We start from the raw sequence: 25681 nt of genomic DNA, 5'->3' as shown, positions 1-25681 counted from the left end.
AACGGAACCAATGCGAGGATTGCACGGAAAGACTGCAGTCGTTACCGGCGGTGCCTCCGGTATCGGCCGCGCGACGGCGCATCGACTGGCCGAGGAGGGCGTCGACGTGGTCGTCACTGATATCGACGACGAGCGAGGGGAGGAGACCGTCGAGCAAATCGACGCGGACGAGACGGCCGACGGGACGGCCGAATTCCGTTCGCTCGACGTCAGCGATTACGATTGGTTCGAGGAGTGTCTGGACACCGTCGCCGAGGAGTATGACGGTCTGGACGTTCTGTTCAACAACGCCGGGATCGGTGAGGCGCGATCCTTCCGCGAAACGACGCGGGAACACAGAGACGAGCTAATCGACGTGAATCTCAAGGGCGTCTGGAACGGTTGTCACGCCGCACTGCCGCTGTTCGAGGCGAACGGCGGCGGCGTCATCGTCAACACGTCCTCGATGGCGGGATGGAAATCGGCCCCGATCACGTCCTATGCGCTTACGAAGGCGGCAGTGCTCCACTTCACGCGGTCCGTCGCGGGCGAGCTCGCACAGTACGACGTTCGCATCAACGCCGTCTGTCCCGGTCTGATCGACACGGCGATGACCGACGAGTGGTATTCCGAGGAGGAACAGGAGGCGATGCGCCGGCAGACCGCGCTCAACCGGTGGGCGGATCCCGACGAAGTCGCGTCCTGCGTCGCCTTCCTCGCCAGCGAGGACGCGTCGTACGTGACCGGACGGGCGCTGAAGGTCGACGCCGGTTACGTGTGAGTACACGTACTGATTCGCCGCTGACGCGACTCGTTCGGTGGGTGCGGTGGCTCCGTCCCACCATGACACTGTGAAAAACGGTCTCCGCCGACCCTGCCCCCGTCAATCGTCAGCTTGGACGTCCTCTGCTGTCTCGTCGAAGTACTCCGCTTCGCGGGCAGCTTTGCGTTCCCGTCGCTGTTTCTGTGCCTCCTCGGACATCATCCCCGTGTGCCAGTCGACGCCCTCGTCGGTCTCGAGTCTAACGGACGTCACCTCGTCGATAGCGCCGATCCGGTCGTCGATCTCTTCGACGAAGTAGGGGAGTTGCATGCAGAAGGGAGTGGTGAGTCGCATCGAAACGGTGACGTGGCCCTCATCGACGTCTATCTCGTCGAGGAGGCCCATATCGATGATACTGAGGTTCGTTCCGTTGGCCGCACTACACGGATCGATGACCTCGTCCAACCGCTCGCGAATTCGGTTCTCGAGGGAGGACATCACGCCACCTCGGCGTTCGTCGTCGAGTACGGGTCTGCGAGTTCCCTGTCCACCCGCGCATTACTGAATTCGTCGTCCTCGATACGCGTACGGGCCTCGTCGATATCGAGATCGATGAGCGTCGCGTAGTTCTCCCCGAGGATCTTCCGCTTGTGGTCGTCGGTGATCTGGGGGAGTTCGCCCATCATACTGGTGTTCTTGCGGACCGTCTCGGAGAACTCGAAATCACGGAACGCTTCGAGTTGCGGCCGGGGGTGGACGGACATCGCTCCCGAACTCCAGAACAGCCGGTCCATTCCGTCCTCTCCGAGGAAACTGATCAACTCGGCGAGCAACTCGCCGAACCGCCGTTCGTTACCGAGCAGAATCGCCGGCAGTCCCTCCAGATTCACGTAGACGTTCGGGAAGCGAGCGAGCTGCCAGGCGGTCTCCTCGGTGAACGAATAGCCGCCGTGGACGATACTGAACGTGAGATCGGGGAAGCTCTCGGCCGCCTCGTCGACATCACCGGGGTGATACGGGCCCCGCGGGACGGGCCCGAAGGGGATGGCTTTGTGGATGTCGATGAGTTCGATGCCGAGGTCGTGCGCCTTCTCGAAGACGGGAAACGCGACCTCCGGATCACCCATACTCCAGCCTTCGTGATGATCCTCACTCCAGTGGGACGGATAGAGTTTGATCCCGAGCGGATCGAAGTCCCGAACTTGCGCTTCGAGTTCGTCCTCCCACTCGTCTCGGAGCGGATCCACGCAGGCGTAAGAACGGAACCGGTCGGGCCATCGATCCGCGACTTCCCCGGCTTTGTCGTTAGCGACCAGCCCGTCATGGAAGGCGTACATCGGTACTGGATGGAACGTCGCCATGTCCGTGTAACTCTCCTCGAACAGCATGGTCGCCGTCTCTTCGACGCCCCAATCCCGCACGAAGCCCTCCGGGGTGAGGGTGTACTCGTCGGAGACGACGCTCGACACGTTTCCGAAGAGCATCTCCGTGATTCCCTCGGCATGTTGTTTATTGCGGTAGTTCGACGGAGACATGTTGTACGAGTGCGTTACGGCATCGTACACGAACGTCTCCGCAAGGTCTAACATCGGCTCTCCTCCGTATCGTCCTCGAGTTCGCTGTTCACACGCGGACTGGACATGATAGTAACACGTGACACCATGCGAATACATCCTTCACGTGACAATATTAATACCTTTGGACGAGGTTCAGATCGTGATCCGGAAGCGAGTCACGAAGCGGCGAAGACAAGAACCGTGTCCGTCAGGGGAGTGTCCTAAAAACGAGTCATCTATCGACGAACCCATCGATATCGTGGCAGTCCGAACGGTAGTTCCGTTCGAACGAATGCGGTCCCTTGCGGTCACAGAGCCTACCTCAGGCGCACGGCCGTCGCGGTGTGAAAATTCGATGCGAGCTGATGAGCCGGACGGGTAGCAGCTAGACCCGCTCGAGGATCGTCGCGATGCCCTGTCCGAAACCGATACACATCGCAGAGAGAGCGGTATCCTGGTCGGTGCGCTCGAGTTCGTGGGCCAGTTTCGTTAGCAACGCCGCCCCGGTCGCGCCCAATGGGTGACCGTGGGCGATCGCGCCGCCGTTGACGTTGACGTCTTCCCACGACGCACCGGTCTCCTCGAGCCAAGCGGCGACGACCGATGCGAACGCTTCGTTGACTTCGAAGAGGTCGATGTCACTGACCGTCATGTCCGCCTTCTCGAGGACGCCCTCGGTGGCCGGGATGGGTCCTTTCAGCATCGTAACCGGATCGACACCGACGACTTCCGTCTGACGGATGCGGGCCATCGGTTCCCAACCGTGTGCTTCGGCAGTCTCCTCGCTCGCGATAAGCAATGCGGACGAGCCGTCGACGATTCCCGAGGAGTTGCCCGGATGGTGGAACCCTTCACCCTCGTCGCGGAAGGATAGCGGGAGCTCCGAGAGGGTATCCATGTCGGTTCCGGGACGGGGGTGTTCGTCCTGCTCGACGACGACTTCCTCACCGTCGACTTCAGTCTCGACCGGCGTGATCTGATCGTCGTAGCGACCGTCGTCCCAGGCGCGTTTCCAGCGCTGTTGAGAATCGACGGCGATCTCGTCGAGTTCTTCGCGCGTAAAGTCATACTCCTCGGCGATGCGCTCGGCACCCTCGCCCTGATGAGTCCGCTCGTCGAAGTGTTCGAAGTACGTGTCCGTTAGCCCGCCAGCGTCGGAACCCATCGGAACGCGGGTCATGTGTTCGACGCCGCCCGCGATAAGGACATCGTGCTGGCCGGCCATAACGTTCGATGCAGCGAAATTAGCCGCCTGTTGTCCCGAACCGCACATCCGATTGAGTTGCACGCCCGGGACGATATCGCCCCAGCCGGCGACCATCGGTGCGAGTCTGGCGATATTGAGTCCCTGTTCGTCCATCGGCGTCACACAGCCATAGATGACGTCTTCGATCGTCTCCGGCTCGAATCCGTTGCGCTCGCGCAGCGCCTCGAGCGGTTCCGCCGCGAGGTCTTGCGGATGCGTGTCACGGAACGAGCCATCTCGTTTTCCGAACGGGGTACGCACTGCGTCGACGATAACTGCGTTTCTCATGGTACGTGTCTTGGTAACTACGGTGGTGCTAATAGGCTTTGGCCCTGTTCCGGTATATGTAAGTTGTTTTACTTTAGTCGAATGGATACCTTTGTTAGCTCCGTAGGTGAGGGATCTGTGCCACGTGTGCTATCCGGTAACTCCCAACGATCTCGTTGCTTCTCCGGCGAACGGAACCGAAATCTCCGATAGTTAATAACGCCCTTAGTGTGTTATTGCTTTGGTCGCTGTTGGGAATCCAAATGCCTAATATTGTTTAAATACTTATTACATTCGGCGGTCGGGGACGCTTTCTCGGCCGTGACAGAGAGGGTTAGCAACACACCGGGCGTGATAATTACGAGACGACGGGACGTCGAACCTATCGCTCACCCTCCACAGTACCCCTTTAAGAAGAGAAAAGGAGCGACATCATCGGTGAATCGCCTCGGAGCCGCGTGGTTCGAGTGGTCCTCACTCCCGTCTCGTCGGTCCGATCGCGAGCAATCTCTCACGAATCCGCGATGCCGTCCCGCTCGCGGAGGGACTGCCGTCGGACTTTGCCGGTAGATGTCGTCGGCAGCTCGTCGAGAAATTCGATCGTCCTCGGGTATTCGTAGCGGGCGAGACGATCCGCAACGCGATTTTCGAGTTTCTCTTTCAATTCGGGAGTCCGCCATTCATCGTCACTAGTGACCACGAACGCTTTCGGGACGCTCCCCCGATCTTCGTCGGGAACGCCGATCACCGCGGCATCCGTGACGGCGACGTGGCTCGCGATCACTTCCTCGATTTCCTCGGGACTCACTCGATAGCCCGACGTGATGATCACATCGTCCTTGCGGCCTTCGAACGAGAAGAAGCCGTCCTCATCGACCGTTCCGAAATCCTCGGTCAGCAACCAACCATTGCGGACCTTTCGGTCGGTCCGGTCCGGTTTGTTCCAGTACTCTCGGAAGCAAACCGGATTCCCCTCGTATCGAACCGCTATCTCGCCGACCGCTCCCGGTTCGTCGATCGGTTCGGCCGTCTCCGGATCGACGATCGCTACATCGTGGCCCGGCGCTGCGAGACCCATCTTCCCCGGCCGAGGCTCCTTCAGCGAGTGACAGTCTCCGACGACGAGATTCGCCTCCGTCTGTCCATACACCTCTTCGATGGCCGCACCATCGAACGTCTCCCTCGCCCACCTGATAACGCTTTCACCGACCGCCTCACCGCCTGCGGCGACGTGCCGAATCGTCTCCAGTGCGTATCGATCCGCGGGATCGTCGACCTGCATCATCATCCGCAGTGCCGTCGTCGGTGCCCCGAGGTTCGTTATCCCGTATCGCTCGATGAGGCCGAACGCCGATTCGGCGTCGAACCGATCGGTATCGTACGCGACGACCGGCTGGCCGTAGTATAGCGTCGGCATCACGACCGAAAACAGCGATCCGATCCACGACCATTCGACGGGGGTCCAGAACACGCTTTCGTCCGCCGTTCCCGTCTCCATGAAATTCTCGGCAAACATCGGTAAGTGACCGAGCAACAGCCGATGTGCGTGACGCACACCTTTTGGCTCGCCGGTCGTGCCGCTCGTATAGATGATGATCGCGTCGTCGTCGGCGTTCGTTTCCTCCGTTTCGAACTGCTGCGGAGATCGACGCTCGACTGCGTCCCAGGTCGTTTCCGTTGGCACCGGGTCCGCCCCGATGGTCAGCACCGTCTCCAGCGCCTCGAGATCACTACGAATCGACCGGAGGGTATCCACACTGGACCCGTCGACAATACAAGCGACGGCGCGACAGTCGTCGAGTCGGTATGCGAGCGCGTCGTCCCCGAATTGCGTACTGAGCGGGACGGAGACGGCGCCCAGTTTCCACACCGCGATATGGCCGACGGCGGCCTCCGGGCGCTGCCCGAGACAGATCCCAACTCTGTCGCCCGGCGTCACTCCCGCCTCCGAGAGGTAGTTCGCGATGCGATTCGCCTCGATCTGTACATCGCGAAAGGTGAGCGTCCGACGGTCCCCCGCTTCGTCCTCCGCGAAGAACGCGACGCGCCCGCGATTACGGCTCCATCGATCACAGACGTACTCCGCCATATTGAACTGGTCGGGAATCTCCCATTCGAAGGATTCGCGGAGCTGTTCGTAGCTCTCCCAATCACGCTCGTAGAAATGGTATTGGTCGATGTGTGCCATCGTGTACCAAGGACACAAGACGGCCCGTATTAATAGTATCGCCCATCTGGTTACCGTTCTCGGCGCGAAGACAAGCAGCCGCGGCAGGACCTCGAGCGCGATTCATCGAACCGTCCAGTCGGAAATTTTTTCGCGACACTGAGAATTGGAGACTGCGCGTTCAGTGCCTCGGAATCCGTATCGTCGTCTCGAATCAAAAGCACTCGAATCGCTCGATTCCCAGCGACTCACCCCTCGAGAGCGGACCGCTTTATTTTCCCGCTGGCGGTCTTGGGGAGTTCGTCGAGGAATTCGAGCTCACGAGGGTACTCGTGTTTCGAAAGTTCGTCTCGGGCGAACTCCTGAAGTTCATCGGTCAGTCCCTCACTCGGGTCGTAGTCGTCGACGAGGGTAACGTACGCTTTGACGATTTCGCCGCGAGTCTCGTGATCCGTACCGACGACGGCCGCTTCCTCGACCGCGGGATGGTTGAGTAACGTTTCCTCGACCTCCGCCGGACCGATGCGATAGCCGGCGGAGATGATGACGTCGTCCGCGCGACTGACGTACCAGTAATATCCGTCCTCGTCTCGCCGCGCCAGATCGCCGGTTCTGAGCCAGCGGCCGGTGAACGTCTCGAGCGTCGCCTCTGGTCGGCCCCAGTACGATCCGTGCGCGTCCGCATCGCGTTTGACGGCGATTTCACCGACGTCGCCCTGTTCGACTTCGTCGCCGTCCCGGTCCAGTAACGCTACCTCGACCCCTGGGAGGACTTTCCCCATGCTCCCGGGCTTTACCTCCCAGTCGTCGAACGCGTAGTTACAGACCACCATACCGGCCTCCGTTAACCCGTAGGCGTCCTGCGGTGGTGCGCCCAGACCGTCTTCACACCATTCGACGGTATCCTCGTCGAGCGATTCGCCGGCCGAGAGGAGCACGCGGAGATCGATGTCGTACGCCTCGAGATCGATTCCGCCCGCTCGCGACTGCCGGAGGGCCGTGGGCGGTATCATCGCGTTGTCGACGTCCCACGCCTCGAGGGTTTCGAAGAACGCGTTGGGATCGAACTGCCCGCGATAGCAACCGATCGCGGTCCCTCGAATGCCCGACATGACCGTTCCCATGTTGAGCCCGTACGACCACGACGGTGACGCGGCGACCAGATAGACATCGTCGGGGCGAACGTCGGCGACGTATTCCGCGTACGCGTGAAGCTCGATTACCCCACCGTGACTGCTCAATACCCCTTTCGGCGGCCCGGTGGTCCCTGACGTGTACGTCAGCGTGTACGGGTCGTTCGGGTGCGTCTCGACAGGGTCGAACGTCTCGGACCGATCGCGGACCGCGTCGTAGTCGTCCACCGTCACGTCGCCGTCGATCGCTTCGCGTCCGTCGTCGACCGTGACGACGCGCTCGAGCGAGGGGAGACTCCCGTCGACGGTCTCGCAGCCGTCAGCCGTGGTGAACAACGTGGTCGCTCCCGAGTCCTCGAGGCGGTAGTTCAGCGCGTCCGGGCCGAACATCGGTGCGAGCGGGAGATAGATCCGGCCGGCCTTGATCGTCCCGAAGACGACGGCGTATAGCTCGAACTGCGTCGGGAGCATCGCGCCGATTCGGTCGCCGCGTTCGGTGTGTGCGTCCAGGTAATTGCTCACTCGATTCGCGGCGGCGTCGAGTTCAGCGAACGTGTACGTCTCGGTCTCGCCGCTCTCGAAGTCCCGGATTCGAAGCCCGATGTCCGCCGACGATGCGTGCCGACCGAGGGATTCGGTTGCGATATTGAGCGACTCTCTGTCCCCGACGTGGGCGTGTTCGTCCCAGCTCGCGTCCGTCTCGTACTGGTCATACACAGCCTCGTACACACTCTCGTATGTCATATGATACCACGTATACTGAAAGGAGGTATAGTTTTTTCGTCTGTCAGGAAGGACCAGCGCCCACGATCGGGGAACCCATCGGCCGTCCCTGCGGCCCAGTTGGATCAATACGAGCGGGGGAGTCCGAGGTGATGTTCCGCGATGTGGTTCTTCGCCATTTCGTTCGAAACGGGTACAGTTTCCGTCACGCGCGCATTCTGCCAGAGGTCGTAGACCTCGTATTCCTTCGTGAATCCGTTCCCCCCATGGGTCTGAATCGCCTGTGACGCGGCTTCGGTACTGAACTGGCTCGAGAGCAGTTTGGCCGCGTTCGTTTCCATGCTACAGTCCTCGCCACGGTCCCATTTCGCAGCGGCACTGTAGGTGATCTGGCGGGCGGCGAGGAGCTTGGCGTAGCTCTCGGCCAGCGGATGTTGGACCGACTGGTGGGCGCCGATCGGTTGCCCGAACACCTCGCGGTCGTTGGCATACTCGACTGCGAGGTCGACGGCCCGAAGTCCGTCACCGAGCGCACTCGCCGCACCGGCGATCCGTTCGGTATTGAGCGTATCGAACATGAGTCTGAACCCGTCGTCCTCGGTTCCGAGGATGTCGTCTTCATGAACGCGTAAGCCATCGATATTGACTCGATACTGTTCTTCGAACCACGGCACTGCCGTGTCGAGCGTCGACAGCGAGATCGCGTCGCGCTCGGCAGGATCGGAAACGAGGAAGAGTGTTCCGCCGCGAGTCGGATCCGAGGGATCGAGTTCGGAGGTACGCGCGACGAGTAACATCTCGTCGGCGGTTTCAACGCTGCTAATGAAGGTCTTCTCGCCGTGGATCACGAACTCGTCACCGTCCCGTTCGGCCGTCGTCTCGATCGAGAGCGTATTCGTCCCGGCGTTCGGTTCGGTCAACCCCATACAGAACCGGCAGTTTCCGTCGACGATCTCCGGGAGGTATTCGCGCTTTTGGACGTCGGTCCCGTGTCGTTGAATGCTGATACCGCCGAATACCGGCGTCAGAATGAAGATGATGCCCCCTTGTCCACCGGCGCGCGAGAGTTCCTCGATAACGATCGTCATCTCGTGCATTCCCATTCCCTCTCCACCGTACTCCTCGTCGATCGCGACGCCGAGCCAGCCGTTGTCCGCGAGGTCCTGCCAATACGATCCGGGAAAGCGCTTCTGATCGATGTGCTCGCGCCAGTAGTCGGCGTCGTACTCGGCGGCGAGCTCGCGCACCGACCTTCGGATCAAGTCGTGGACTTCCGTCTCGGAAACGGGCATACACTCACCTTCTCACGAGCTGTCATAAAACAAGGCATCGATCGGCACTACCGACGGACCTCTCTCCGTAAGACGGTCTATCTGGTCCGCTGATCACACGGGAGTACGCGAACCGGTCAGGTACTCTCGTAGAATCGAACGCCGTCCTCGAGAACGCTCCGGACATCCCCTCGGTCCTCGAGATATCCGACGAGCCCGACGGTCTCCGCGAAGATTCGACCGATTCCGTGCTCCGTGCCCGCCCTCTCCGTCGCGATCTGAAACGCCGTCGTCCGGTCCGATTCGATCCGCTCGAGGCACCGCTCGAGTTTAGACTCCAGATCGGCGATGGATCGGTCGAGACACGCCTCGTACCGATCGTGTACCGGACCGTGGCCCGGGAACACCCGCTCGAACCGATACGTCTTGAGACGATCTAACGTCGCTCGAAACCGTCGCACGCTGTCCTCGACACCGTCGTCGAAGTTGACGAGTAGCGACGGTGCGCGGAACGGTTCCATCGCCATATCGCCCGAGAAAACGACTCTGTCACCGTCGAGCGTCGTCCCGAAACAGAAGTGACTGAGATGATGTCCCGGAGAATAGATCGGTTCGATTTCGCGCGTCCCGACGGTAAACGACGCATCATCGATCCAGACGTCGACCGCGTCCTCGGGAAGCGACGCGCGCACGGTGCGGTGAGCGGAAAGCAAGCGTTCGCTGGCGGAGTCGAGGTACTCGGGTTCGAGGCCCGCTTCGAGTAGATTCGCTCGGGTCCTCTCGGCGACCGTTTCCATCTCTCGCTCGTATCGATCCCGGAGCTGTCTCGGCGCGTAGACGGTCGGCGACCCGGCCTCGAGCAGCGTCGGCGTCTGGCCGACGTGATCCGTGTGACCGTGCGTGAGCAAGACGTGTTCGATGTCCGACGGACCGTACCCGTGCTCGCTCAGTTCGGCGCGTAGTTCCTCGGAGCCGCGCTCCCCGGGCGTGCCTGCGTCGATGAGAATCGGTTCGTCACCCGAAATCACGTACGCCGCCGCGTGACCCGGCGGCCAATCGACGGTGAACTCCAGCCGGTGGACCGTCGCATCGAGATCGGTCTCAGCGATTCGATTCGGTTCGCTCATGCCAATAGATACGGTGATCCACGATGGATAAGGTTCGATTAGCGGCAAAACCATCCCGTAGAAGCGCCGCCGTACGGCGAGAGGGATCCTGGTCCCGTTTCGGAGATCGCGAGCCGGACGACCGGAGCCGATACGTATCGGCGGGGTCGCGTCCGGGTCAGCACGCTCGAGTTCCTCGCTCCGTCTCCCGGCTTACATTTCCACGCCGTACTGTTTGGCGATCGTGTTGAGCTGAATCTCGTCGGTTCCCTCGACGACCCGTTGGATCCGGGCGCGGTGGAGGCGGTCCATGAATGGGTTTTCCTCGGCGAGGCCGTTGGCTCCGTGAATCTGGACGACGTCGTCGGCGATCTCCCAGAACGCGTTGCTCGCGAACCACTTGAGGATCGATGACTCGGCGATCGCCGGCTCGCCCTGATCGAGTAGCCAGGCGCATTTGAGCCCGACGGTGTCGGCCGCCAGCGCGTTCGCGCGTCCGCGAGCGATCTTGTGCGATATCGCCTGATACTGGCCGATCTGCTCGCCGAACGCTTCGCGTTCGTTCGCGTAGTTCGTGGCCTCGTCGAGCAGCCACTCAGCGTGACCGACCGCCGTCGCACCGATCTCGACGCGACCGAGTCCGAGGAACGACATCGCGTCGTAGAACGCGTTGTCGACGCTCCCGAGGACGCGATCGTCCGAGAGCCGGACGTCGTCGAAGTGGACCTCCGCCTGCATGCCGGTCGCGCCGACGGCGTTGTTCAGGCTCCCGATCTCGTACTCGTCGGACTCGACGATGAAACACGTGATTCCGCCGTGTCGGCCCGCCTCTTCCTGCGGCGTCGTCCTCGCAAAGACCTGAATGAAATCGGCGTACGGCGCGTTCGTGATCCACTGCTTCTGCCCGTTGAGTACCCACTCGTCGCCGTCTCTCTCGGCCCGCGTCTCCATGTTCGGCGAGTCCGACCCCACGCCGGGTTCCGTCTGTCCGAACGCGGTCGTCTTCTCCGCGCGCATCGCCGGCTCGAGATACCGCTCGACTTGTTCGCCCTCCGCCTGAGCGAGGAGCGGCTTCGGACCGCCGGGACCGGCGAGGACGTTCGAAGCCAACGGCACGTCCTGCTTCGCGAGGTGCTTGTTCGCCCGGTACCACGTGACGGCCGACACGTCCTCGCCGCCGACGGCCTCGGGCATATTCATCGCGTAAAAGCCGGCCTCAGCGCTCTTCCGTCGCACCTCACGTCTCGCCTCGAGCACCTCGTCGGTCAGCCGACCGTTCGGTTCGTGTCCGAGCCGGGGGTTCGTCAGCGTCTCACCGAGGTCATCGGCTATCGGTTTCACTTCCTGCTCGACGAACTCCTCGAGGCTCTGGAGGATGAGTTCCGTCTCGTCGTCCGTCCCGAAGGAAACGCCGGGGCTAGTCTCGGCTGATTGTGCCATGTGTACATAGAACAGTATTGGAATATACATATAAATCCCGGCGTTCACATACGCATTCTGATGTGAGAGACATCGGTTCGAAGCAATCAGCTCCGATCGGGACGACACTCCGACGCTGAGTGGGAACACACAGTCCACCGCTTCGGAGGATCGAGACCGATAGACTACGGCGCCATCGCGGTCATGGTCTCGTGTATCTCGTCCGGTTCGGCTCCTCGCGGGAACGAAATATAGATCGCATCGACGCCGTCGATGGACTCGAACCGTTCCAGTTGCATGCAGGCCTCGTCCGGCGTGCCGGCAGCGCCCATCTGATCGCGTAACTCCGCCCGCACGCGATCCGTGGCATAGTCGCGCTCCCCTCGCTGCCACGCGTCGTGGATCTCGTGCGCAAGTTCGTCGTACCCCTGACGAGCGAGGTTATCGCGGTAAAACGTTCCCATCCCGCCGATATAGAAGGCGATGTGTTGGGCGACGAGTTCGCGGGCGCGCTCACCGTCTTCGAGGGCACAGCAGCTCACGGAGAGCGTGACGCGGAGATCATCGCGATCCCTGTCTCCCAGTTCGACGCCGCGTCGGAGGTCCTCGAGGCGATCGGCGATTCCGCCCCTCGTGTAGTTGACGGCGTGCCAGCCGTCGGCGAAACGACCGGCGAGCTCGACGGCTTTCGGACCGAGTCCGGCAGTGTCGATAGGTGGCGCCGGCTCCGGTGGATCACAGCGCAGCCGAAAGCCGTCCAGCGAGAAGTACTCGCCGTCGTAGGTGACGGTCTCACCGTCCACTACCTGCCGAGCGATTTCGATCGCCTCTCGGGTTCGACGCAGCGGATTGCCGAACTCCATCCCGTGCCAGTTCTCGACGACGAGCGGGCCGCTCGGTCCGAGTCCGAGTCGGAAGCGGCCATCGCTGGCCTCCTGCAGCGTGGCCGCCGTCTGTCCGAGCAGCGCCGGTGATCTGGAGTAGACGTTGGCGATGCTCGTTCCGAGGCCGATTCGATCCGTTCGCTCGGCAGCGGTCGCGAGCGCCGTCACGGCGTCTCGACCCCACGATTCGGGGAACCAGGCGCGATCGTATCCGAGTTCCTCCGCGGCAACCGCCTGATCGACGAGCTGATCGAGCGTCGGCTGTGCACCGACCGGGAGGAATACGTCACGGTCTGTCATACGGTGTTCCGTTAGCCATTCGACGTGATAAAGCTATACCAGGTTCGGTACGCGGTATTCAGTAGGTGACTGCGAACGGCCACGACGATACGGGTCTCGAGCGCTTCGAAGCCGTCGCTTTCGGTTCGGGGATCAAGGAGTCTGGCAACATCGAACCACAGACCGGCCTGCGAGAGGGACGAGAATACGATCGACGGCTGGTCGAACGACTGCTGGAGACGGAGGATTACTAAGAGGAGCGGGGACGTTCGCCGAAGACGACTACAAACGGAGTTCGGGGACGATAGCGGCTGCACTGGTATACTCAGAACCGACCACTCGACGAACGACGGTTCGAATAGCGGGAGTGTACGTCATCCGGGCGGTACAATTAAGGTCGATCTGGTTGACCGTTTGGTATGCGAGAAATTGGCACTGGTCACGTGATCGTAGACATCGACGGCCACCGCGCCGACGTCATATTGAACCGCCCGGACAAGCGAAACGCACTGAACGAGGACGTTCTCTCCGACCTGAAGCAGGCATTCGAGGAGGTCGATGCGAACGAAGAGGTCCGCGCCATCGCACTGCTCGGGGAGGGCCCCGTCTTCTGTGCGGGGATGGACCTCGAGATGATGCGTGATCGCGGCGAACGGGCCCAGCAGGGCGAGTCCCGCGGCGCCGAGAGCGGAGGAAGTCTCCTCGGTGACGTCATCGAGACCATCGATACCGCGCGCGTTCCGACCGTCGTCGGCATCAAGCGCGCCGCACCCGCGGGCGCGTTCGAGCTGTCGCTTCCCGCAGACTTCCGGATTATCTCCGAAGACGCAAAATACGGCGTCATCGAGGTACAGCTCGGTACCTTCCCCCACGGCGGGGCAACGCAACGACTCCCGCGCCTGATCGGGCTGGCGAAAGCGAAAGAACTCGTTCTGAGCGGCGAGTTCATCGACCCCGAAGAGGCGGAAGGAATCGGGCTCGTCAACGAGGTCTGCGACGCGGAAGCGGTCGACGAACGCGCTCGAGCGCTAGCGGACGATCTCGCTGAGAACGCACCGCTGGGGATGGAGCGAGCGCGGGAGGCACTTAACGCCGCTCTGGAGATGCCCCTCGACGACGGGCTCGCGTACGAACGGGCGCTCGGCGAACAGCTCGACGATACCCACGACTACACGGAGGGGTTCACTGCCCGCCTCGAGGGACGCGAGCCGGAGTTCGAGGGACGGTAACTGATCCGGCGACGGCGGGAACCGGCCACTGGTCGTCCGAATCGCCGCAAATCCTGTGTCCGACCGGAACTTCGTCGACCGGCGCTCGTTACTGGTCAGGAGAATTATAACGATGGGACGTATACGTGATACCATGGCACGATCACTGCCGGAGTGTGAGAACTTCGTTCTCGAACGAGACGACGGTATCGTCTCCATCACGATCGACAGTACGACGAAATTCAACTCGCTCAACGACACGATGGGCGACGAACTGCTCGAGATCGCATCGTTTCTCAACGCCGACGACAGCGCGCGATGTGCCGTCATGACGGGATCTGACGGCGTATTCTGTGCCGGCGCCGACGTCGAGAGCTTCGACGAAGACGGTCATCGATCCGATTCCGTGCGAGTCGGCGCATCGATTCTCCACGATGCGATCGTCCAGTTCCACCAGGCGGACGTCCCGCTCGTCACCGGCGTCAACGGCGTCGCGACCGGTGCCGGCCTCGGTATCGCCCTCCTCGGAGATCTCGTCCTGATCAGCGAGGACGCTCGCTTCGAATACGGCTATCCGCGCCTCGGGCTCCCGGGTGACGGCGGTGCGACGTTCCATCTCCCGCGGCTCGTCGGCCTCCGGAAGGCGAAAGACATCGCCTTACTCGACGAGCCGATCTCGCCGGAAGAAGCCGTCGAGTGGGGTCTGGCGACCGAATCCGTTCCGGATGACGAATTCGATGCGCGTCTCGACGAACTGACGCGGCAGCTCGCGGACGGGCCGACGCGAGCGTACGGTGCCGTGAAACAGCTTCTCACGAGGAGTTTCGATCGCTCGCTCGCGGAACAACTCGCCGCGGAGACGGACGCAATCGCGACGGCGGCGGAAACCGACGACCACGCGGAGGGCGTCAGCGCGTTCGTGGCGAACCGGGAGCCGGAGTTCAAAGGCCAGTGAGACCGTCGTCGGACGCTCGGTGAGCGCTGACCACAGTGACCGAATAGGCCACCGACCGCGACGTGCGTCCGTCACGGTCGTGTTCGAACAACCAACGACAATCGTATACGACAAATGACAATGTGGATCAGCCTTTCCCCAGTCGAACGAGTGCCGCATGACTCGCGCGTCTCCCACTACGACCAACTCGCCGACCAGGCGAAAAATCGTCTCTCTCGTTTGCTAGAGGAAGACGAAACCGTGTCTCGGACGCCGGACAGCGTCGGTGCCATGTTGGAGACGTACGAGATCGTAAAATACACCGACTACTATCGGGTCACGGTCACCGAGGAGCGTCCCTGACCCGGCCGGTTCTGTGACGAACTTCTTCGTGGGCGGATTGCACGACAGACAGTGCTTACACTACAATTCGTCCGAACAACGTTTTCGTCTGCACCCCAGCGCGCTCGAATCAGGTCTGCTGCTGTGCTATCGTGTAACAAACAAGCCCGTGGTTTGGCTGGACATATTACGGTTTTCGAAGGGGCCGTCTAATAACACACTTAGGTCGTTATTTACTTGTGCAGGTGATGGATCTCAAACGGGTGCACGAAGGTCTATAAATCGATTCGCTGAGGGTCAGTACTCGGGCGATCCGACGAAGAAAACCGCCCGCAACGATCGAGCTACTGGGGAACGCGGTGAACGTCGAAGTTTGAGGGGTTGAAGCGGTAGTCCATCCGTGAAAAATATTATAATGATACCAGCGAGACTGCGACTATGGACGGATTGACCCTCGGAGACATCGCTGTGACGAATGCGCGAAAATATCCCGAGGACGATTGCCTCGTGACCCTCACCGGCGGCGGTCGAGACGTGATCACGTTCCGCGAGTTCGACGACCGAGTGAACCGAATCGCACGGATGTTCTCGAACCGCGGCGTCTCGGAGGGAGACCGGGTCGCAGTCTACATGCAGAACCACCCGGAGACCATACAGACGTACTACGCCGCGATGAAACTCGGTGCTCTGCCGGTGCCGATCAACCATCGGTTCAAAGACGATGAAGTCAGTTACGTTCTCAGAGACAGCGACGCGGGGTTCTGCGTCTTCGACAGCGACGCGAAAGAGACGATCTCGGCGGTCGCTTCGCAGTCCGAGACGCAAATCGACGAGTACCTGTACCTCGGTGCGGACGTACCCGACTTCGCCGACGGGTTTCACGACGCCTGTGAAGACGTCTCCGACGACCGGGTCGAAGTAGTGCCGAACCGGCTCGACGACGCTGCACTCATGTACACCAGTGGGACGACGGGAAAGCCGAAAGGTTGCGTTCTCACACACGATAACGTCATTCAGAACTCGGTGAACACGGTATACAGCTGTAACTTCGGTGAAAATGAGGACAGGTTCCTCGTCGTCACACCGCTCTTCCATATCGCGGCGTTCGCGCTGTTCAACAACACCTTCTACTGCGGATCGACGACGTATTTGATGAACGATTTCGATCCAGTTCGGGTGATGGACGTCATCGACGCCGAAGCTATCACCGGATCGTTCTTCGTCCCGATGATGAGTCGCGCACTGCTGAACGTCAATGGGTTCGACGACTACGATATCAGTTCGTTCGAACATTACATGACTGGTGCGGCACCGTCCGGAGAGGAGCTCAAAGAGGAAATCATCGATTCGTTCGACGCGAACCTGTACGAGGTGTTCGGTCAGACCGAGATGTCTCCCGTTACCTGTCTACTCGACCCGCAGAACGCGCTCGAGAAGCCCGAGAGTATCGGAAAGCCGATCGTCAACGTCGCGGTCAAAGTGGTCGACGATGACGGCAAAGAGGTCGAACCCGGTGAAATCGGTCGGATCGCGTACCGCGGGCCGACTGCGTTCGAAAAGTACCTCGGAATGCCCGAAAAGACCCGGGAAGTATTCGACGATGAGGGCTATTTCGTCTCGTCAGATCTCGTACGACGGGACGAGGACGGGTTCCTGTATTTCGTCGGACGACACGATGATATGATCATTTCCGGTGGGGAAAACATCCATCCCGCGGAAATCGAGGAAGTGCTTCACGAACACGCGAGCATTTCCGAGGCAGCCGTCGTCGGCGTTCCAGACGAAGAGTGGACCGAACGGGTGAAGGCGGCCGTGGTCCTCCACGATGGAGAGACGATGGCCGCCGAGGGGGTTGCGGAATACGTCGGTAGTCGTATTGCTGATTTCAAAAAACCCCGCGAGGTAGAGTTTTACGAGGAGCTTCCACGAAATCCGACCGGGAAAATCATCAAAACGAATCTGAAATAGCGTTTACAGAGGTTCCGAGATTTGCGATGCCAAAGACGAAATCTAGGATCACATCTCCAACGGCGAGGGCTCGAATATGCCGGTTGGAAAACAAAAGGGCCCGGATCGACGAAAACGTCGACCGATCAGCGGAAGACGAGAATCCGTTTCTCGCGCCGACTATTCCGTGACGTCCCCTGTGTCACTAACGCCGACGATCTCTCCGTCTTCCCAAACGTAGAATCCCTCGCCAGTCTTCCGGCCGAGTTTTCCGGCCCGAAGCTTCCGTTTCAGCAACTGCGGCGGTTTGAACCGTTCGCCCAGTTCTTCCCGGAGGTACTCCATCACTTCGACGTTGACGTCGACACCAGTGTGGTCGACGAGCTCGATCGGTCCCATCGGGAGATTATACCCCAATCGCATCGTCTCGTCGATGTCCTCGATGCTGGCGACACCTTCCTGTGCCATTCGGATCGCCTCCAGACTGAACATCGCGCCAAGCCGGGACGAAGCGAAGCCGGGGACGTCGGTGACCGTCGTCGGCGTTTTCTCGATACTTTCGACGTAGTGATCTGCGAACTCCTTCGTGTCTCCGCTCGTCTGTTCCGCGACGACGATCTCCACGAGCGGCATGATGTGGGCGGGATTGAAGAAGTGAAGGCCAATACAGCGAGAGGGGTCCTCGAACACGCTGGCGATTTCCGTAACCGACAGCGACGAGGTGTTCGTGGCCATGATTGCGTCGCTGGGCGCGAATTCCTCGGCCTCCTCGAAGACGGCTCGCTTGATCTCGAGCTCTTCCGGAACGGCTTCGATGACGAGATCAGCGTCCTCGACGGCCGTCTCGAGCGAGACCGTTCCGGTGAGCCGCTCGATCGCGTCGTCTTTCTCCGCCGGGGTGATCTTCTCGCGTTCGACTCCGCCCTCGAGATTTTCCTCGATCTGTTCGAGACCGTTTTCGACGAGTTCCTGTTCGACATCGCGAACGATAACTGAGTGTCCACCGAGGGCGCTGACGTGGGCGATACCGTGACCCATAGCGCCAGCTCCCAGGACTGCAACATTCATGTTGTGTCAAACCTCACCACTACCATCCGGCCCCTCGGTAATATAATTACTGTCGCCGGTCGGACCGTCCGGGGATCGCGATACGGGTATCGCGACCGTCGTATAGGCTATCCGAAAAGCGGCGCCGGTGCGTCGTCTGCTTCGATCGATCCCTGGAGGCGAACCGTATCGCCAATCTCGACTGCGCCGTCTATATGCGCCATCACGCGCGCCTCGTCCAGTTCGACGATCGCCACCTGATAGGGATCGTCATCGCTGAACTGTCGCGGCGGGACGGTGATCGTGGTTTCGGAATAGATGGCTCCCGTAGTCGGCAGTTCGACCGTCTCGAGCTCGCGGGATCCACAGTGTGCGCACGCGGCCTTCGGTGCCGCGGTGGCGTGACGGCAATCGCGACACTTCTGTCCGAGGAGGTCACCGTCCCGGAGCGCTCGTTTCCAGGACGCGTACGTCAGATCGCCGTCGACCAGTTCGTCGTCGCTCATGCTCGCGCCTCCATGAGCGTTACGAGGGTCGTTCCGGCGTCGCCGCCGAGATTATGCGCGAGTCCCGTTTCAGCGTCGGTGATCTGTCGGTCGCCGGCCTCGCCTCGAAGCTGCGTTGTTAGTTCGACGATCTGTGCAGTGCCAGTGGCCCCGATGGGGTGGCCTTTCGCTTTCAACCCACCGCTGGGGTTGACCGGTATCTCACCGTCGAGAGCGGTTCGCCCCGCTTCGGCGGCGGGACCGCCCTCGCCGTCGTCAAAGAACCCGAGCGCTTCCGTTGCGAGTATCTCAGCGCCGGTGAAACAGTCGTGGACTTCGGCGAAGTCGACGTCGGCGGCGCTGCGACCGGATTGCTCGTATGCGGACGCCGCCGCATCGCGGGCCGGCTGGGTCGCGGTCAGTGACTCCTTGTCTGCGGCCGGAACGGTACCCGTGGCGTGACCGATCCCTTTGACATCGACCGGTGAATCGAACGAATCGGCCGCATCCGAACTGGTGACGACGACCGCGCTCGCTCCGTCCGAGAAGGGGCAGCAATCCATCAGTCGAAACGGGTCCGCGATCAGTGGCGACTCCAGAACCTCCTCGACGGTCGTTTCTTTCCCGAAGTGCGCGTGGGGATTGTGCTGCCCGTTGGCGTGGTTCTTCACCGCGACGCTGGCGAGTTGCTCCTCGGTCGTCCCGTACTCGTGCATGTGTCGGTTGGTCAGCAACGCGAACACGCCGGGGAAGGTAATTCCCGCAGGTTGCTCGTACTGTTTGTCCGACGCACTAGCGAATATCTCGGTCATCCGCGGCGTATCGAGTCCCGTCTCCGGTGTACATCGCTCCACTCCGCCGACGAGGACAACGTCATGGATTCCGTTCTCTACCGCCTGAACCGCGTGCTTGAACGCGTTCGAGGACGTCGCGCAGGCGTCCTCGAAGCGCTGTGCGGGCACGCCGGTGATCCCCACATGCGTCGCCAGTTTCGGCGCGAGATGGGTCTCGTTTTCGGTCATTCCGCCGAGCGTGTTCCCGAGATAGAACGCATCGATTCTATCGTTCGTCGCCCCTGCATCGTCTAGGGCCTTGAATGCGGCTTCGGCGAACAGTTCCGCAAGCGTCCGTTCGTGGGGGCCGAACGTCGTCATTCCGGCACCTACGACACTCGCTCGTGTCATCGACTCTCACTGTGTGGCGTATGCGTATAAACCCCACCACTGATCATCTCGGCAGGTACATCGTAGTCGACAGCGGCATCGAGTCATCTGATAGACTGATAGTCGGTACACAGCGTGGGGGTAACCCGAAGGTATTTCACTTCTGCAGTCTGTCCGATAATTACCAGTATGAGTTCACCGACTAGCGAAAGCGGAGTCGCTTTCGATACTGACGACGAAACCGAACTGATTCTCGAGAGTCTTGATGGCTTTATCGAACAGGAGATCGAACCGCTCGAAGCTGAGTACGAAGATATCCTGACGAACCCGAGAACCGGCCACGAGGAAGACGGTCTCCTCACGGACGAATATCTCGACGTCATCGAGACGGTTCGCAAGAAGTCCGCGGACGCGGGATTCTATGCAATGAATATGCCCGAAGACGTCGGCGGCTCTGACGTCTCGTACGTGACGTGGTATCGGGCAATCACACACGTTTTCGCCAACGGACGGGGATTGAACCAGCACGTTCTGGCGGGCCCCGAAGGGCCGAAGCCGTTGTTGTTGCTCGGCGACGAGGATCAGCGCGCCGAGTACGTCGAACCGGTAGTCAGGGGGGAGAAGTCAACGGCATTCGCACAGACCGAACCGACCGCAGGGTCGGACTCCCCGGCAATGCAGACGACCGCGGAGCGAGACGGTGACGAGTGGGTTCTCAACGGACAGAAGCAGTGGATTACGAACGCCCCGTACGCCGATTTCGCGCAGGTATTCGCGAGGACTTCGTCGCGAGACGAGGCCGGCCGGTACGGCGGGATCACCTGCTTCATCGTCGAATCGGACGAGTGGGAACTCGGTTCGCTCAACAATACCCCCGCCGAGATCGGTCAACAGGCGGAGCTTCGATTTGATGACGTTCGGTTGCCGGCGGATCGCGTCCTCGGTGATGTCGGACAGGCGTTTTACGAGGCGATGGACTTCCTCTCTATCGGACGATTAGAGCTCGGCGCACAGGCCGTTGGGCTCGCGGAGTACGTGCTGGAACGAGCCACCGAGTACGCCCGGGAACGCGAAGCGTTCGGCCAGCAGATCGGCAACTTCCAGCAAATCTCGTCGAAGGTCGCTCGAGGCCGTGCAAAACAGTATGCAGCCGATTCCGCGGGCCTCCGCTGTGCGTGGAAGCTAGATCGAGACGAGTCAGTTGTCGAGGACATCTCGATCTTCAATTGGTTCGCAACGCAGACCTACTGGGACGCCGCGGATTCCGCCGTCCAAATCCACGGCGGCAACGGCCTCAGCGAAGAGTATGGGTTCATGGATCACCTCAATTACGCACGCCTCCTCCGTATCGTCGAAGGGACCGACGAGCTACAACTCAACACGATCGCAAAGCAGAACGGACTGTTGGAATGAGCGAGGCGAACCCGTCACAGTGCGTTCAGTTGAAGCCATTTAGATTGCAATTGGCGAGCAACGTTCGAGTCCGTCGTGTACTTTTATTATTGATGGAAAACACGGGACAACCATGACCGATAGGGACGTCTTTCTGCCGGTCGGCGCACAGCCAACGCTCGAGGACATCGTCGATCAGGCGGTCGCCGCCGAGGAGTTGGGATACGACCGCGTCTGGTTCCCGGAAACCTGGGGGCGAGACGCCGTCACGGCGATGGCAACCACTGCTGAACGGACCGATGAAATCGGGATCGGATCGAGCATCGCGAATATCTACTCCAGATCGCCGGCGCTGCTCGGGCAGACGGCCGCGACGCTGCAGGAGGCCAGTGACGGTCGGTTTCGCCTCGGCGTCGGTCCGAGCGGGCCCCTCGTCGTCGAGAACTGGCACGGAATCGAATTCGGCAATCCGCTGCGTCGAACGCGAGAAACGATCGAGATCGTCCAGCGGGTTCTCTCCGGTGAGACGGTCTCCTACGACTGCGAGTACTTCTCGCTGGATGGCTTCCGACTCCGCTGTGACCCACCGGAGCCGGCGCCACCGGTCGACGCGGCGGGGCTCGGCCCGAAAGCCGTCGAACTCGCCGGACGATTTGCCGACGGCTGGCACGCCGTCAACTACACCAGAGACGGCCTCAGAGAGCGACTCGACGACCTCCGACGCGGAGCTGAGTTGAGTGGTAGAGACTCCAGCGACCTCCGGGTGACGCTCGCTGTGGGCTGCTGTGCTCTCGAGGACGGCGAACGCGCCCGCGAACTCGTCGCTCAACACATCGCCTTCTATATCGGCGGCATGGGGACGTTCTATCGCGACAACCTCGCACGGCAGGGGTACGAGGAGGTCGCCCACGAGATCTACGAGACCTGGCAGGAGGGGGAGAAAGAGCGTGCCACGACGCTCGTACGGAAGGAGTTGCGCGACCAGATGGGGGCCGCAGGAACGCCGGCGGAGGCTCGCGACCAACTGCAGGAATTCGTCGATCTCAACGGACTGGACGCCGTCAACGTCTCGTTCCCACGGGGTGCCGGACCTGAGGAAGTACGCGAGACGATGACCGCCTTAGCGCCGTAGCCGATACACCGGTCGATCGCGACTCTGGTTCTGCCAACCGATCCGTGGTGATCAACCGATCGGGTACCGCTTGGGACAACTCGGTAGGCGATATCGATCGGTGACCATCTAGAGATTTTAATAGTTGGTACACACAGTGTTCGACTATGGCGGATCACTCTGACGATGACCTCCTCGAAATAGACGAGATCGATCGACGGATCCTCGAAATACTCGCGAACGATCCACGGAGCCCGTATGCGGATATCGCTGATGAGTTAACCGAATACGATATCGATCTGAGCAGCGAAGGCGTCCGCCGGCGTGTGACATCGCTGCTCGAGAATATGACGAGTTTCTTTTTACCCCGGCCGGAACGCAACAGCTGGGAAATCGTCCTCGTCACAGCCAGAACCGCCGACGAGGCGAATTCGAAACGAGACGTCTTCGAGGAGATGTCGAACATGGACTTCTGGTTCGTCGCCGAAGGGTTCGGTACCGTCGACCTGTACGGAATCGCCACCGCGAAATCGAACGCCGAGATCGACGACCTCCTCGTCCAGATGCAGGCGCTCGACTCGGTGACTGAAATCGATCACTTCATCGAAACGGACCGCGCCGTGAATATCAGGAACTACCTGCCCGTTTACTGATACCGTCTTAGATTTCTAGCATTCGGGTTACACTGGCCAAAAGTTACCGGTATCGGAATAACGAAAGCGAGATAGTTTTAAATATCGAATCAATTTTGTACTGGTGGATTGAACGTCACGGTATCAAACGCGGTATCGACGGTCGATTCCGGATGAACCGTCGCGATCAGATACTCGGTTTCGTCGGCGAAGTAATCGACCAACCGGCGAGTCCGTTCCGCGTCGAACGCACCCAGTGAGTCTAGAACCAGTACCGGTGTCACCGCGTCGACATCGTACGTGACGAATCCGGCGAGTGCGAGGACGAGTCCGATCATTTCTCGCTCACTCTCAGCGAGATGTTCGATCGAGTCGGATCGTGTTCGGCCGTCGACTTCCCGAGCGATCACGAGTTCGAACTCGCCGTCGAGCCAGACACGTTCGATGCGTTCGAATTCGAGCGCGTCCAGCAGCTCGTCCATCGTCTCGTTGAACACGTCTCGGAGTTCGTCTTCAAGGTTTTCGATCCGGTCGGTTAAAGCGGTGATCTCGTCGGAGAGTTGGTCGATCTTCTCGCGTTTGCGTTCCAGTTCTTCGCGGGTTTCGCGGAGGGAATCGATGGTCTCCTCGAGTCGTGTGATCTCCCGTCGAAGCGTCTCTATTTCGACTCGTGTCTCTTCGATGTCGTCGGTGAGCTCCGACTGTTCAGAGCGCTGGTCGGCCGCCTGATCGGCGATTTCGTCGTCGAGTTCGGAGAGTCGATCCCGAATCGACTCTAGCTGGTCACGTCGTTCCTCGAGGGAGTCACGACGGTTCGTTAGCTTCTGCTCAACGTCCCGTTTCTCCGCTTCGAGCTGCTGTATTTCCGTTTTCGAGCGTTGAACTTCCTCGATCTGTTCGGTAAGCGCCTCGATCTCCGGTTCTCTTTCGCGCTTTCGGCGTTTGTCCTCCGTGACGAGTGTCGTCAGCTCCTCGAGCGTTTCCTCGAGTTCCTCGACCGGTGCTGATCGGCCACACGTCCAGCAGGTCACTTCGTCGCCCATCAATCCCGTTTCGCGGCCGAGTACGCCCGCAAACTCGGAATCGACCATTTCACGATTCGCGGTGAGGACCGACTGCAGTACGTCGAGACGCTTCGTCACATCGTCGAGTTCGGAGCGAGCGGACTCGCGTTGCTGTTTGAGGGATTCGATATCGTTCTCATCGACGGCGTCACGAGCCTCCTCGAGCTCGTCTTCGATCTCGTCGCGTCGCCCCTCGAGGCGATTGATAGCAGCTTCGAGCTGTTTTATTTGAGTTTCACACTCGGTTTCGTCCGATCGTAGATCGGCTCGTTCGTCTCGCAATTCCTGGACGACGTCGTCGGTGTCGGCATCGGTGGTGTCCTGCTCATCGTATAGTTCCTCAAGGGTCGACTCGAGTTCGTCGAGTCGGTTGCGCTTCTCCGTCAGTTCCCGTTCTCGGTCCCCGAGGCGCTCGTCGACGTCACCGGCCGACTCGATCTCCGTCGTGAGCTCCCGCTTTCGAGCCATCTTCGACGCTCGTTCCTCTTCGAGCGCTTCGATGTCCATCGGCTCTTTCAGGAGCGATTCGATGTCTTCGTTCCGAGCGACGGCGCTTCTGAGCGAATTCGTCTCCAACAGACCCGCGAACCGCTCGAGGAGCGTGATCTCCTCGGGATCCGTGATCCACGCCTCGCCTGCCGTCTCGATACCGGCGTCGGTCCGTCGAGCGGTTCGCTCGACGCGTTTATTCTCGGAGGAAAGCACCGCGCGAGCCTCGTCGGCCCCGCTTCGGATCGGAACCGTCGTACTTCCGAGTGCGAAGAGCAGTCCCTTGAGGAACGAGCTCTTGTTCGCGGCGTTTGGACCCTGAATGAACGTGGGGCCTGCAGTAATCGATAGCTCTTCGTGTTCGATGCCGCCGATATTCTCTAATTCGAGGTGAAGTGTTCGGTCAGTCATGGTTACTCATCGCAACGACAGATGTATTCGCGACGGATCGCCCGATCGAAAGGAACGCGGGCGTGACAGTTCTCGCATTCGAGTTCGACAGTAACTGAAATACTCACGTCGCCGCCGGCGGTGAGCCGTCCCTTGTTTCGGAGCGATCGGACTGCCTCTTCGATTTTCGTGGTCGCATGGTCCCGTGAGATCTCGATCGCATTCCGTTCCCAGTCCCCGCTCGACAGATCGACATCGGACTCGAGACACTCCTTCAGATGCGTTCGGATCACACCGTACGAAACGAAATCGTCCCGTAATGTATTAATCGGAATCCCTGCATTTTCTAATTCTGTTGCGACCTCCGCTGCGACCGCTTCGTCCGACTGCAACCGATCGTATTTGGACTCTGCTTCATCACCGAGCGTCGAAAGGCCCGCACGATCCATCTCGCGGCGCAACATGAGAGTATTGAACCACTCAGCGAGTTGTCGATATCCCTTCCGCTGAGAGGCGTCTGCTTGCCACTGCTCGAGTAGTTGCTCCTCGTAGCGCTCCATTCCGTACTCGTCTAATACTCGGCAGACTTTACATCCATACTCGCTCATCGAGCGTATATTTTCACGCGCTATAAATAAGAACGGTGGTTCAGATCCTTGAATGATTTTCGGTAATCCATGTCTC

At 60.4% G+C, this 25681-nt stretch carries 23 protein-coding genes; 9 read left to right on the top strand and 14 right to left on the bottom strand.

The genetic code is table 11. From position 1 onward, the window contains the following. Positions 1-10: 10 nt before the first annotated feature. Entirely contained in the window at positions 11-760 is a 750-nt protein-coding gene (locus tag NDI89_RS19810; protein WP_277524162.1) for an SDR family NAD(P)-dependent oxidoreductase, read from the top strand. 102 nt (positions 761-862) lie between these two features. Here NDI89_RS19810 and NDI89_RS19805 read toward each other — a convergent pair whose 3' ends face one another. From NDI89_RS19805 to NDI89_RS19765, 9 genes are all read right to left on the bottom strand, one after another. After that, positions 863-1240 carry a metal-sulfur cluster assembly factor gene (locus NDI89_RS19805; protein ID WP_277524160.1) on the bottom strand — a complete coding sequence of 126 codons (378 nt, stop codon included), beginning with the start codon at positions 1238-1240 and terminating at the stop codon, positions 863-865. Beyond that, positions 1240-2331 (bottom strand): amidohydrolase family protein, encoded by a 1092-nt coding sequence (locus NDI89_RS19800; protein WP_277524158.1) that lies wholly within the window; start codon positions 2329-2331, stop codon positions 1240-1242. The genes NDI89_RS19805 and NDI89_RS19800 overlap by 1 nt, the downstream gene beginning before the upstream one ends. Positions 2332-2683: 352 nt before the next feature. After that, positions 2684-3832, bottom strand: a complete 1149-nt coding sequence (locus NDI89_RS19795) for a thiolase family protein (protein WP_277524155.1) — start codon at positions 3830-3832, stop codon at positions 2684-2686. Between the two features lie 490 nt (positions 3833-4322). After that, positions 4323-5999 (bottom strand): acetate--CoA ligase, encoded by a 1677-nt coding sequence (locus tag NDI89_RS19790; RefSeq protein WP_277524153.1) that lies wholly within the window; start codon positions 5997-5999, stop codon positions 4323-4325. A 227-nt stretch (positions 6000-6226) separates the two neighbouring features. Beyond that, positions 6227-7855: an acetate--CoA ligase gene (locus NDI89_RS19785; RefSeq protein ID WP_277524149.1), complete on the bottom strand. Its 1629-nt coding sequence runs from the start codon at positions 7853-7855 to the stop codon at positions 6227-6229. A gap of 104 nt (positions 7856-7959) precedes the next feature. After that, the gene (locus NDI89_RS19780) at positions 7960-9126 is read right to left on the bottom strand and encodes an acyl-CoA dehydrogenase family protein (protein ID WP_277524147.1); all 1167 of its coding nucleotides are present in this window, start codon (positions 9124-9126) and stop codon (positions 7960-7962) included. Between the two features lie 116 nt (positions 9127-9242). Next, complete coding sequence (locus NDI89_RS19775) at positions 9243-10232, bottom strand: MBL fold metallo-hydrolase (RefSeq protein WP_277524145.1); 990 nt, start codon at positions 10230-10232, stop codon at positions 9243-9245. Positions 10233-10424: 192 nt separating this feature from the next. After that, positions 10425-11651, bottom strand: coding sequence for an acyl-CoA dehydrogenase family protein (locus NDI89_RS19770; RefSeq protein WP_277524143.1), 1227 nt, complete (start codon positions 11649-11651; stop codon positions 10425-10427). Positions 11652-11815: 164 nt separating this feature from the next. Next, positions 11816-12814, bottom strand: a complete 999-nt coding sequence (locus NDI89_RS19765) for a TIGR04024 family LLM class F420-dependent oxidoreductase (protein WP_277524141.1) — start codon at positions 12812-12814, stop codon at positions 11816-11818. Between the two features lie 65 nt (positions 12815-12879). Here NDI89_RS19765 and NDI89_RS19760 point away from each other — a divergent pair, with 65 nt between their 5' ends. From NDI89_RS19760 to NDI89_RS19745, 5 genes are all read left to right on the top strand, one after another. After that, positions 12880-13047 carry a hypothetical protein gene (locus NDI89_RS19760; RefSeq protein ID WP_277524140.1) on the top strand — a complete coding sequence of 56 codons (168 nt, stop codon included), beginning with the start codon at positions 12880-12882 and terminating at the stop codon, positions 13045-13047. A gap of 165 nt (positions 13048-13212) precedes the next feature. After that, complete coding sequence (locus NDI89_RS19755) at positions 13213-14022, top strand: enoyl-CoA hydratase/isomerase family protein (RefSeq protein ID WP_277524139.1); 810 nt, start codon at positions 13213-13215, stop codon at positions 14020-14022. Between the two features lie 133 nt (positions 14023-14155). Next, positions 14156-14956: an enoyl-CoA hydratase/isomerase family protein gene (locus NDI89_RS19750; protein WP_277524136.1), complete on the top strand. Its 801-nt coding sequence runs from the start codon at positions 14156-14158 to the stop codon at positions 14954-14956. Positions 14957-15070: 114 nt separating this feature from the next. After that, a complete protein-coding gene (locus NDI89_RS24150; protein ID WP_486641768.1) occupies positions 15071-15298 on the top strand; it encodes a DUF7979 domain-containing protein in 228 nt (75 codons plus the stop codon). Between the two features lie 417 nt (positions 15299-15715). Next, complete coding sequence (locus tag NDI89_RS19745) at positions 15716-17245, top strand: class I adenylate-forming enzyme family protein (protein WP_277524134.1); 1530 nt, start codon at positions 15716-15718, stop codon at positions 17243-17245. A 159-nt stretch (positions 17246-17404) separates the two neighbouring features. On the opposite strand, the gene NDI89_RS19740 is transcribed toward NDI89_RS19745, so the two are convergent. From NDI89_RS19740 to NDI89_RS19730, 3 genes are all read right to left on the bottom strand, one after another. After that, positions 17405-18292: a 3-hydroxyacyl-CoA dehydrogenase family protein gene (locus NDI89_RS19740; RefSeq protein WP_277524132.1), complete on the bottom strand. Its 888-nt coding sequence runs from the start codon at positions 18290-18292 to the stop codon at positions 17405-17407. A gap of 107 nt (positions 18293-18399) precedes the next feature. Further along, the gene (locus NDI89_RS19735) at positions 18400-18777 is read right to left on the bottom strand and encodes a Zn-ribbon domain-containing OB-fold protein (RefSeq protein ID WP_277524129.1); all 378 of its coding nucleotides are present in this window, start codon (positions 18775-18777) and stop codon (positions 18400-18402) included. After that, the gene (locus tag NDI89_RS19730; RefSeq protein WP_277524127.1) at positions 18774-19940 is read right to left on the bottom strand and encodes a thiolase domain-containing protein; all 1167 of its coding nucleotides are present in this window, start codon (positions 19938-19940) and stop codon (positions 18774-18776) included. Before NDI89_RS19730 ends, NDI89_RS19735 begins: the two co-directional genes overlap by 4 nt. A gap of 168 nt (positions 19941-20108) precedes the next feature. Between NDI89_RS19730 and NDI89_RS19725 the strand changes: the two genes are divergently transcribed. From NDI89_RS19725 to NDI89_RS19715, 3 genes are all read left to right on the top strand, one after another. Then, entirely contained in the window at positions 20109-21332 is a 1224-nt protein-coding gene (locus NDI89_RS19725; RefSeq protein WP_277524124.1) for an acyl-CoA dehydrogenase family protein, read from the top strand. A gap of 112 nt (positions 21333-21444) precedes the next feature. Continuing rightward, on the top strand, positions 21445-22443 hold the full coding sequence (locus tag NDI89_RS19720; protein WP_277524123.1) for a TIGR04024 family LLM class F420-dependent oxidoreductase: 999 nt from the start codon (positions 21445-21447) through the stop codon (positions 22441-22443). Positions 22444-22589: 146 nt separating this feature from the next. Next, on the top strand, positions 22590-23075 hold the full coding sequence (locus NDI89_RS19715) for an Lrp/AsnC family transcriptional regulator (RefSeq protein WP_277524119.1): 486 nt from the start codon (positions 22590-22592) through the stop codon (positions 23073-23075). Between the two features lie 89 nt (positions 23076-23164). On the opposite strand, the gene NDI89_RS19710 is transcribed toward NDI89_RS19715, so the two are convergent. Further along, a complete protein-coding gene (locus NDI89_RS19710; RefSeq protein ID WP_277524117.1) occupies positions 23165-25018 on the bottom strand; it encodes an archaea-specific SMC-related protein in 1854 nt (617 codons plus the stop codon). Positions 25019-25020: 2 nt separating this feature from the next. After that, positions 25021-25605, bottom strand: a complete 585-nt coding sequence (gene rdfA / locus NDI89_RS24090; protein ID WP_425607770.1) for a rod-determining factor RdfA — start codon at positions 25603-25605, stop codon at positions 25021-25023. Between the last annotated feature and the right edge of the window lie 76 nt (positions 25606-25681).

The sequence above is a fragment of the Natrinema salsiterrestre genome (assembly GCF_029502005.1).
Classification (GTDB): domain Archaea; phylum Halobacteriota; class Halobacteria; order Halobacteriales; family Natrialbaceae; genus Natrinema; species Natrinema salsiterrestre.
The sequence above is the reverse complement of the archived record's forward strand: the minus strand, read 5'-3'. Positions and strand labels throughout refer to the sequence as shown.

Coding starts and splice junctions, on each gene's coding strand:
- NDI89_RS19770 (WP_277524143.1), bottom strand. CDS start 11,651: ATGGCACAATCAGCCGAGACTAGCCCCGGCGTTTCCTTCGGGACGGAC.
- NDI89_RS19785 (WP_277524149.1), bottom strand. CDS start 7,855: ATGACATACGAGAGTGTGTACGAGGCTGTGTATGACCAGTACGAGACG.
- NDI89_RS19805 (WP_277524160.1), bottom strand. CDS start 1,240: ATGTCCTCCCTCGAGAACCGAATTCGCGAGCGGTTGGACGAGGTCATC.
- NDI89_RS19745 (WP_277524134.1), top strand. CDS start 15,716: ATGGACGGATTGACCCTCGGAGACATCGCTGTGACGAATGCGCGAAAA.
- NDI89_RS19775 (WP_277524145.1), bottom strand. CDS start 10,232: ATGAGCGAACCGAATCGAATCGCTGAGACCGATCTCGATGCGACGGTC.
- NDI89_RS19730 (WP_277524127.1), bottom strand. CDS start 19,940: ATGACACGAGCGAGTGTCGTAGGTGCCGGAATGACGACGTTCGGCCCC.
- NDI89_RS19750 (WP_277524136.1), top strand. CDS start 14,156: ATGGCACGATCACTGCCGGAGTGTGAGAACTTCGTTCTCGAACGAGAC.
- NDI89_RS19710 (WP_277524117.1), bottom strand. CDS start 25,018: ATGACTGACCGAACACTTCACCTCGAATTAGAGAATATCGGCGGCATC.
- NDI89_RS24150 (WP_486641768.1), top strand. CDS start 15,071: ATGACAATGTGGATCAGCCTTTCCCCAGTCGAACGAGTGCCGCATGAC.
- NDI89_RS19765 (WP_277524141.1), bottom strand. CDS start 12,814: ATGACAGACCGTGACGTATTCCTCCCGGTCGGTGCACAGCCGACGCTC.
- NDI89_RS19780 (WP_277524147.1), bottom strand. CDS start 9,126: ATGCCCGTTTCCGAGACGGAAGTCCACGACTTGATCCGAAGGTCGGTG.
- NDI89_RS19740 (WP_277524132.1), bottom strand. CDS start 18,292: ATGAATGTTGCAGTCCTGGGAGCTGGCGCTATGGGTCACGGTATCGCC.
- NDI89_RS19790 (WP_277524153.1), bottom strand. CDS start 5,999: ATGGCACACATCGACCAATACCATTTCTACGAGCGTGATTGGGAGAGC.
- NDI89_RS19800 (WP_277524158.1), bottom strand. CDS start 2,331: ATGTTAGACCTTGCGGAGACGTTCGTGTACGATGCCGTAACGCACTCG.
- NDI89_RS19720 (WP_277524123.1), top strand. CDS start 21,445: ATGACCGATAGGGACGTCTTTCTGCCGGTCGGCGCACAGCCAACGCTC.
- NDI89_RS19795 (WP_277524155.1), bottom strand. CDS start 3,832: ATGAGAAACGCAGTTATCGTCGACGCAGTGCGTACCCCGTTCGGAAAA.
- NDI89_RS19755 (WP_277524139.1), top strand. CDS start 13,213: ATGCGAGAAATTGGCACTGGTCACGTGATCGTAGACATCGACGGCCAC.
- NDI89_RS19715 (WP_277524119.1), top strand. CDS start 22,590: ATGGCGGATCACTCTGACGATGACCTCCTCGAAATAGACGAGATCGAT.
- rdfA (WP_425607770.1), bottom strand. CDS start 25,605: ATGAGCGAGTATGGATGTAAAGTCTGCCGAGTATTAGACGAGTACGGA.
- NDI89_RS19735 (WP_277524129.1), bottom strand. CDS start 18,777: ATGAGCGACGACGAACTGGTCGACGGCGATCTGACGTACGCGTCCTGG.
- NDI89_RS19725 (WP_277524124.1), top strand. CDS start 20,109: ATGAGTTCACCGACTAGCGAAAGCGGAGTCGCTTTCGATACTGACGAC.
- NDI89_RS19810 (WP_277524162.1), top strand. CDS start 11: ATGCGAGGATTGCACGGAAAGACTGCAGTCGTTACCGGCGGTGCCTCC.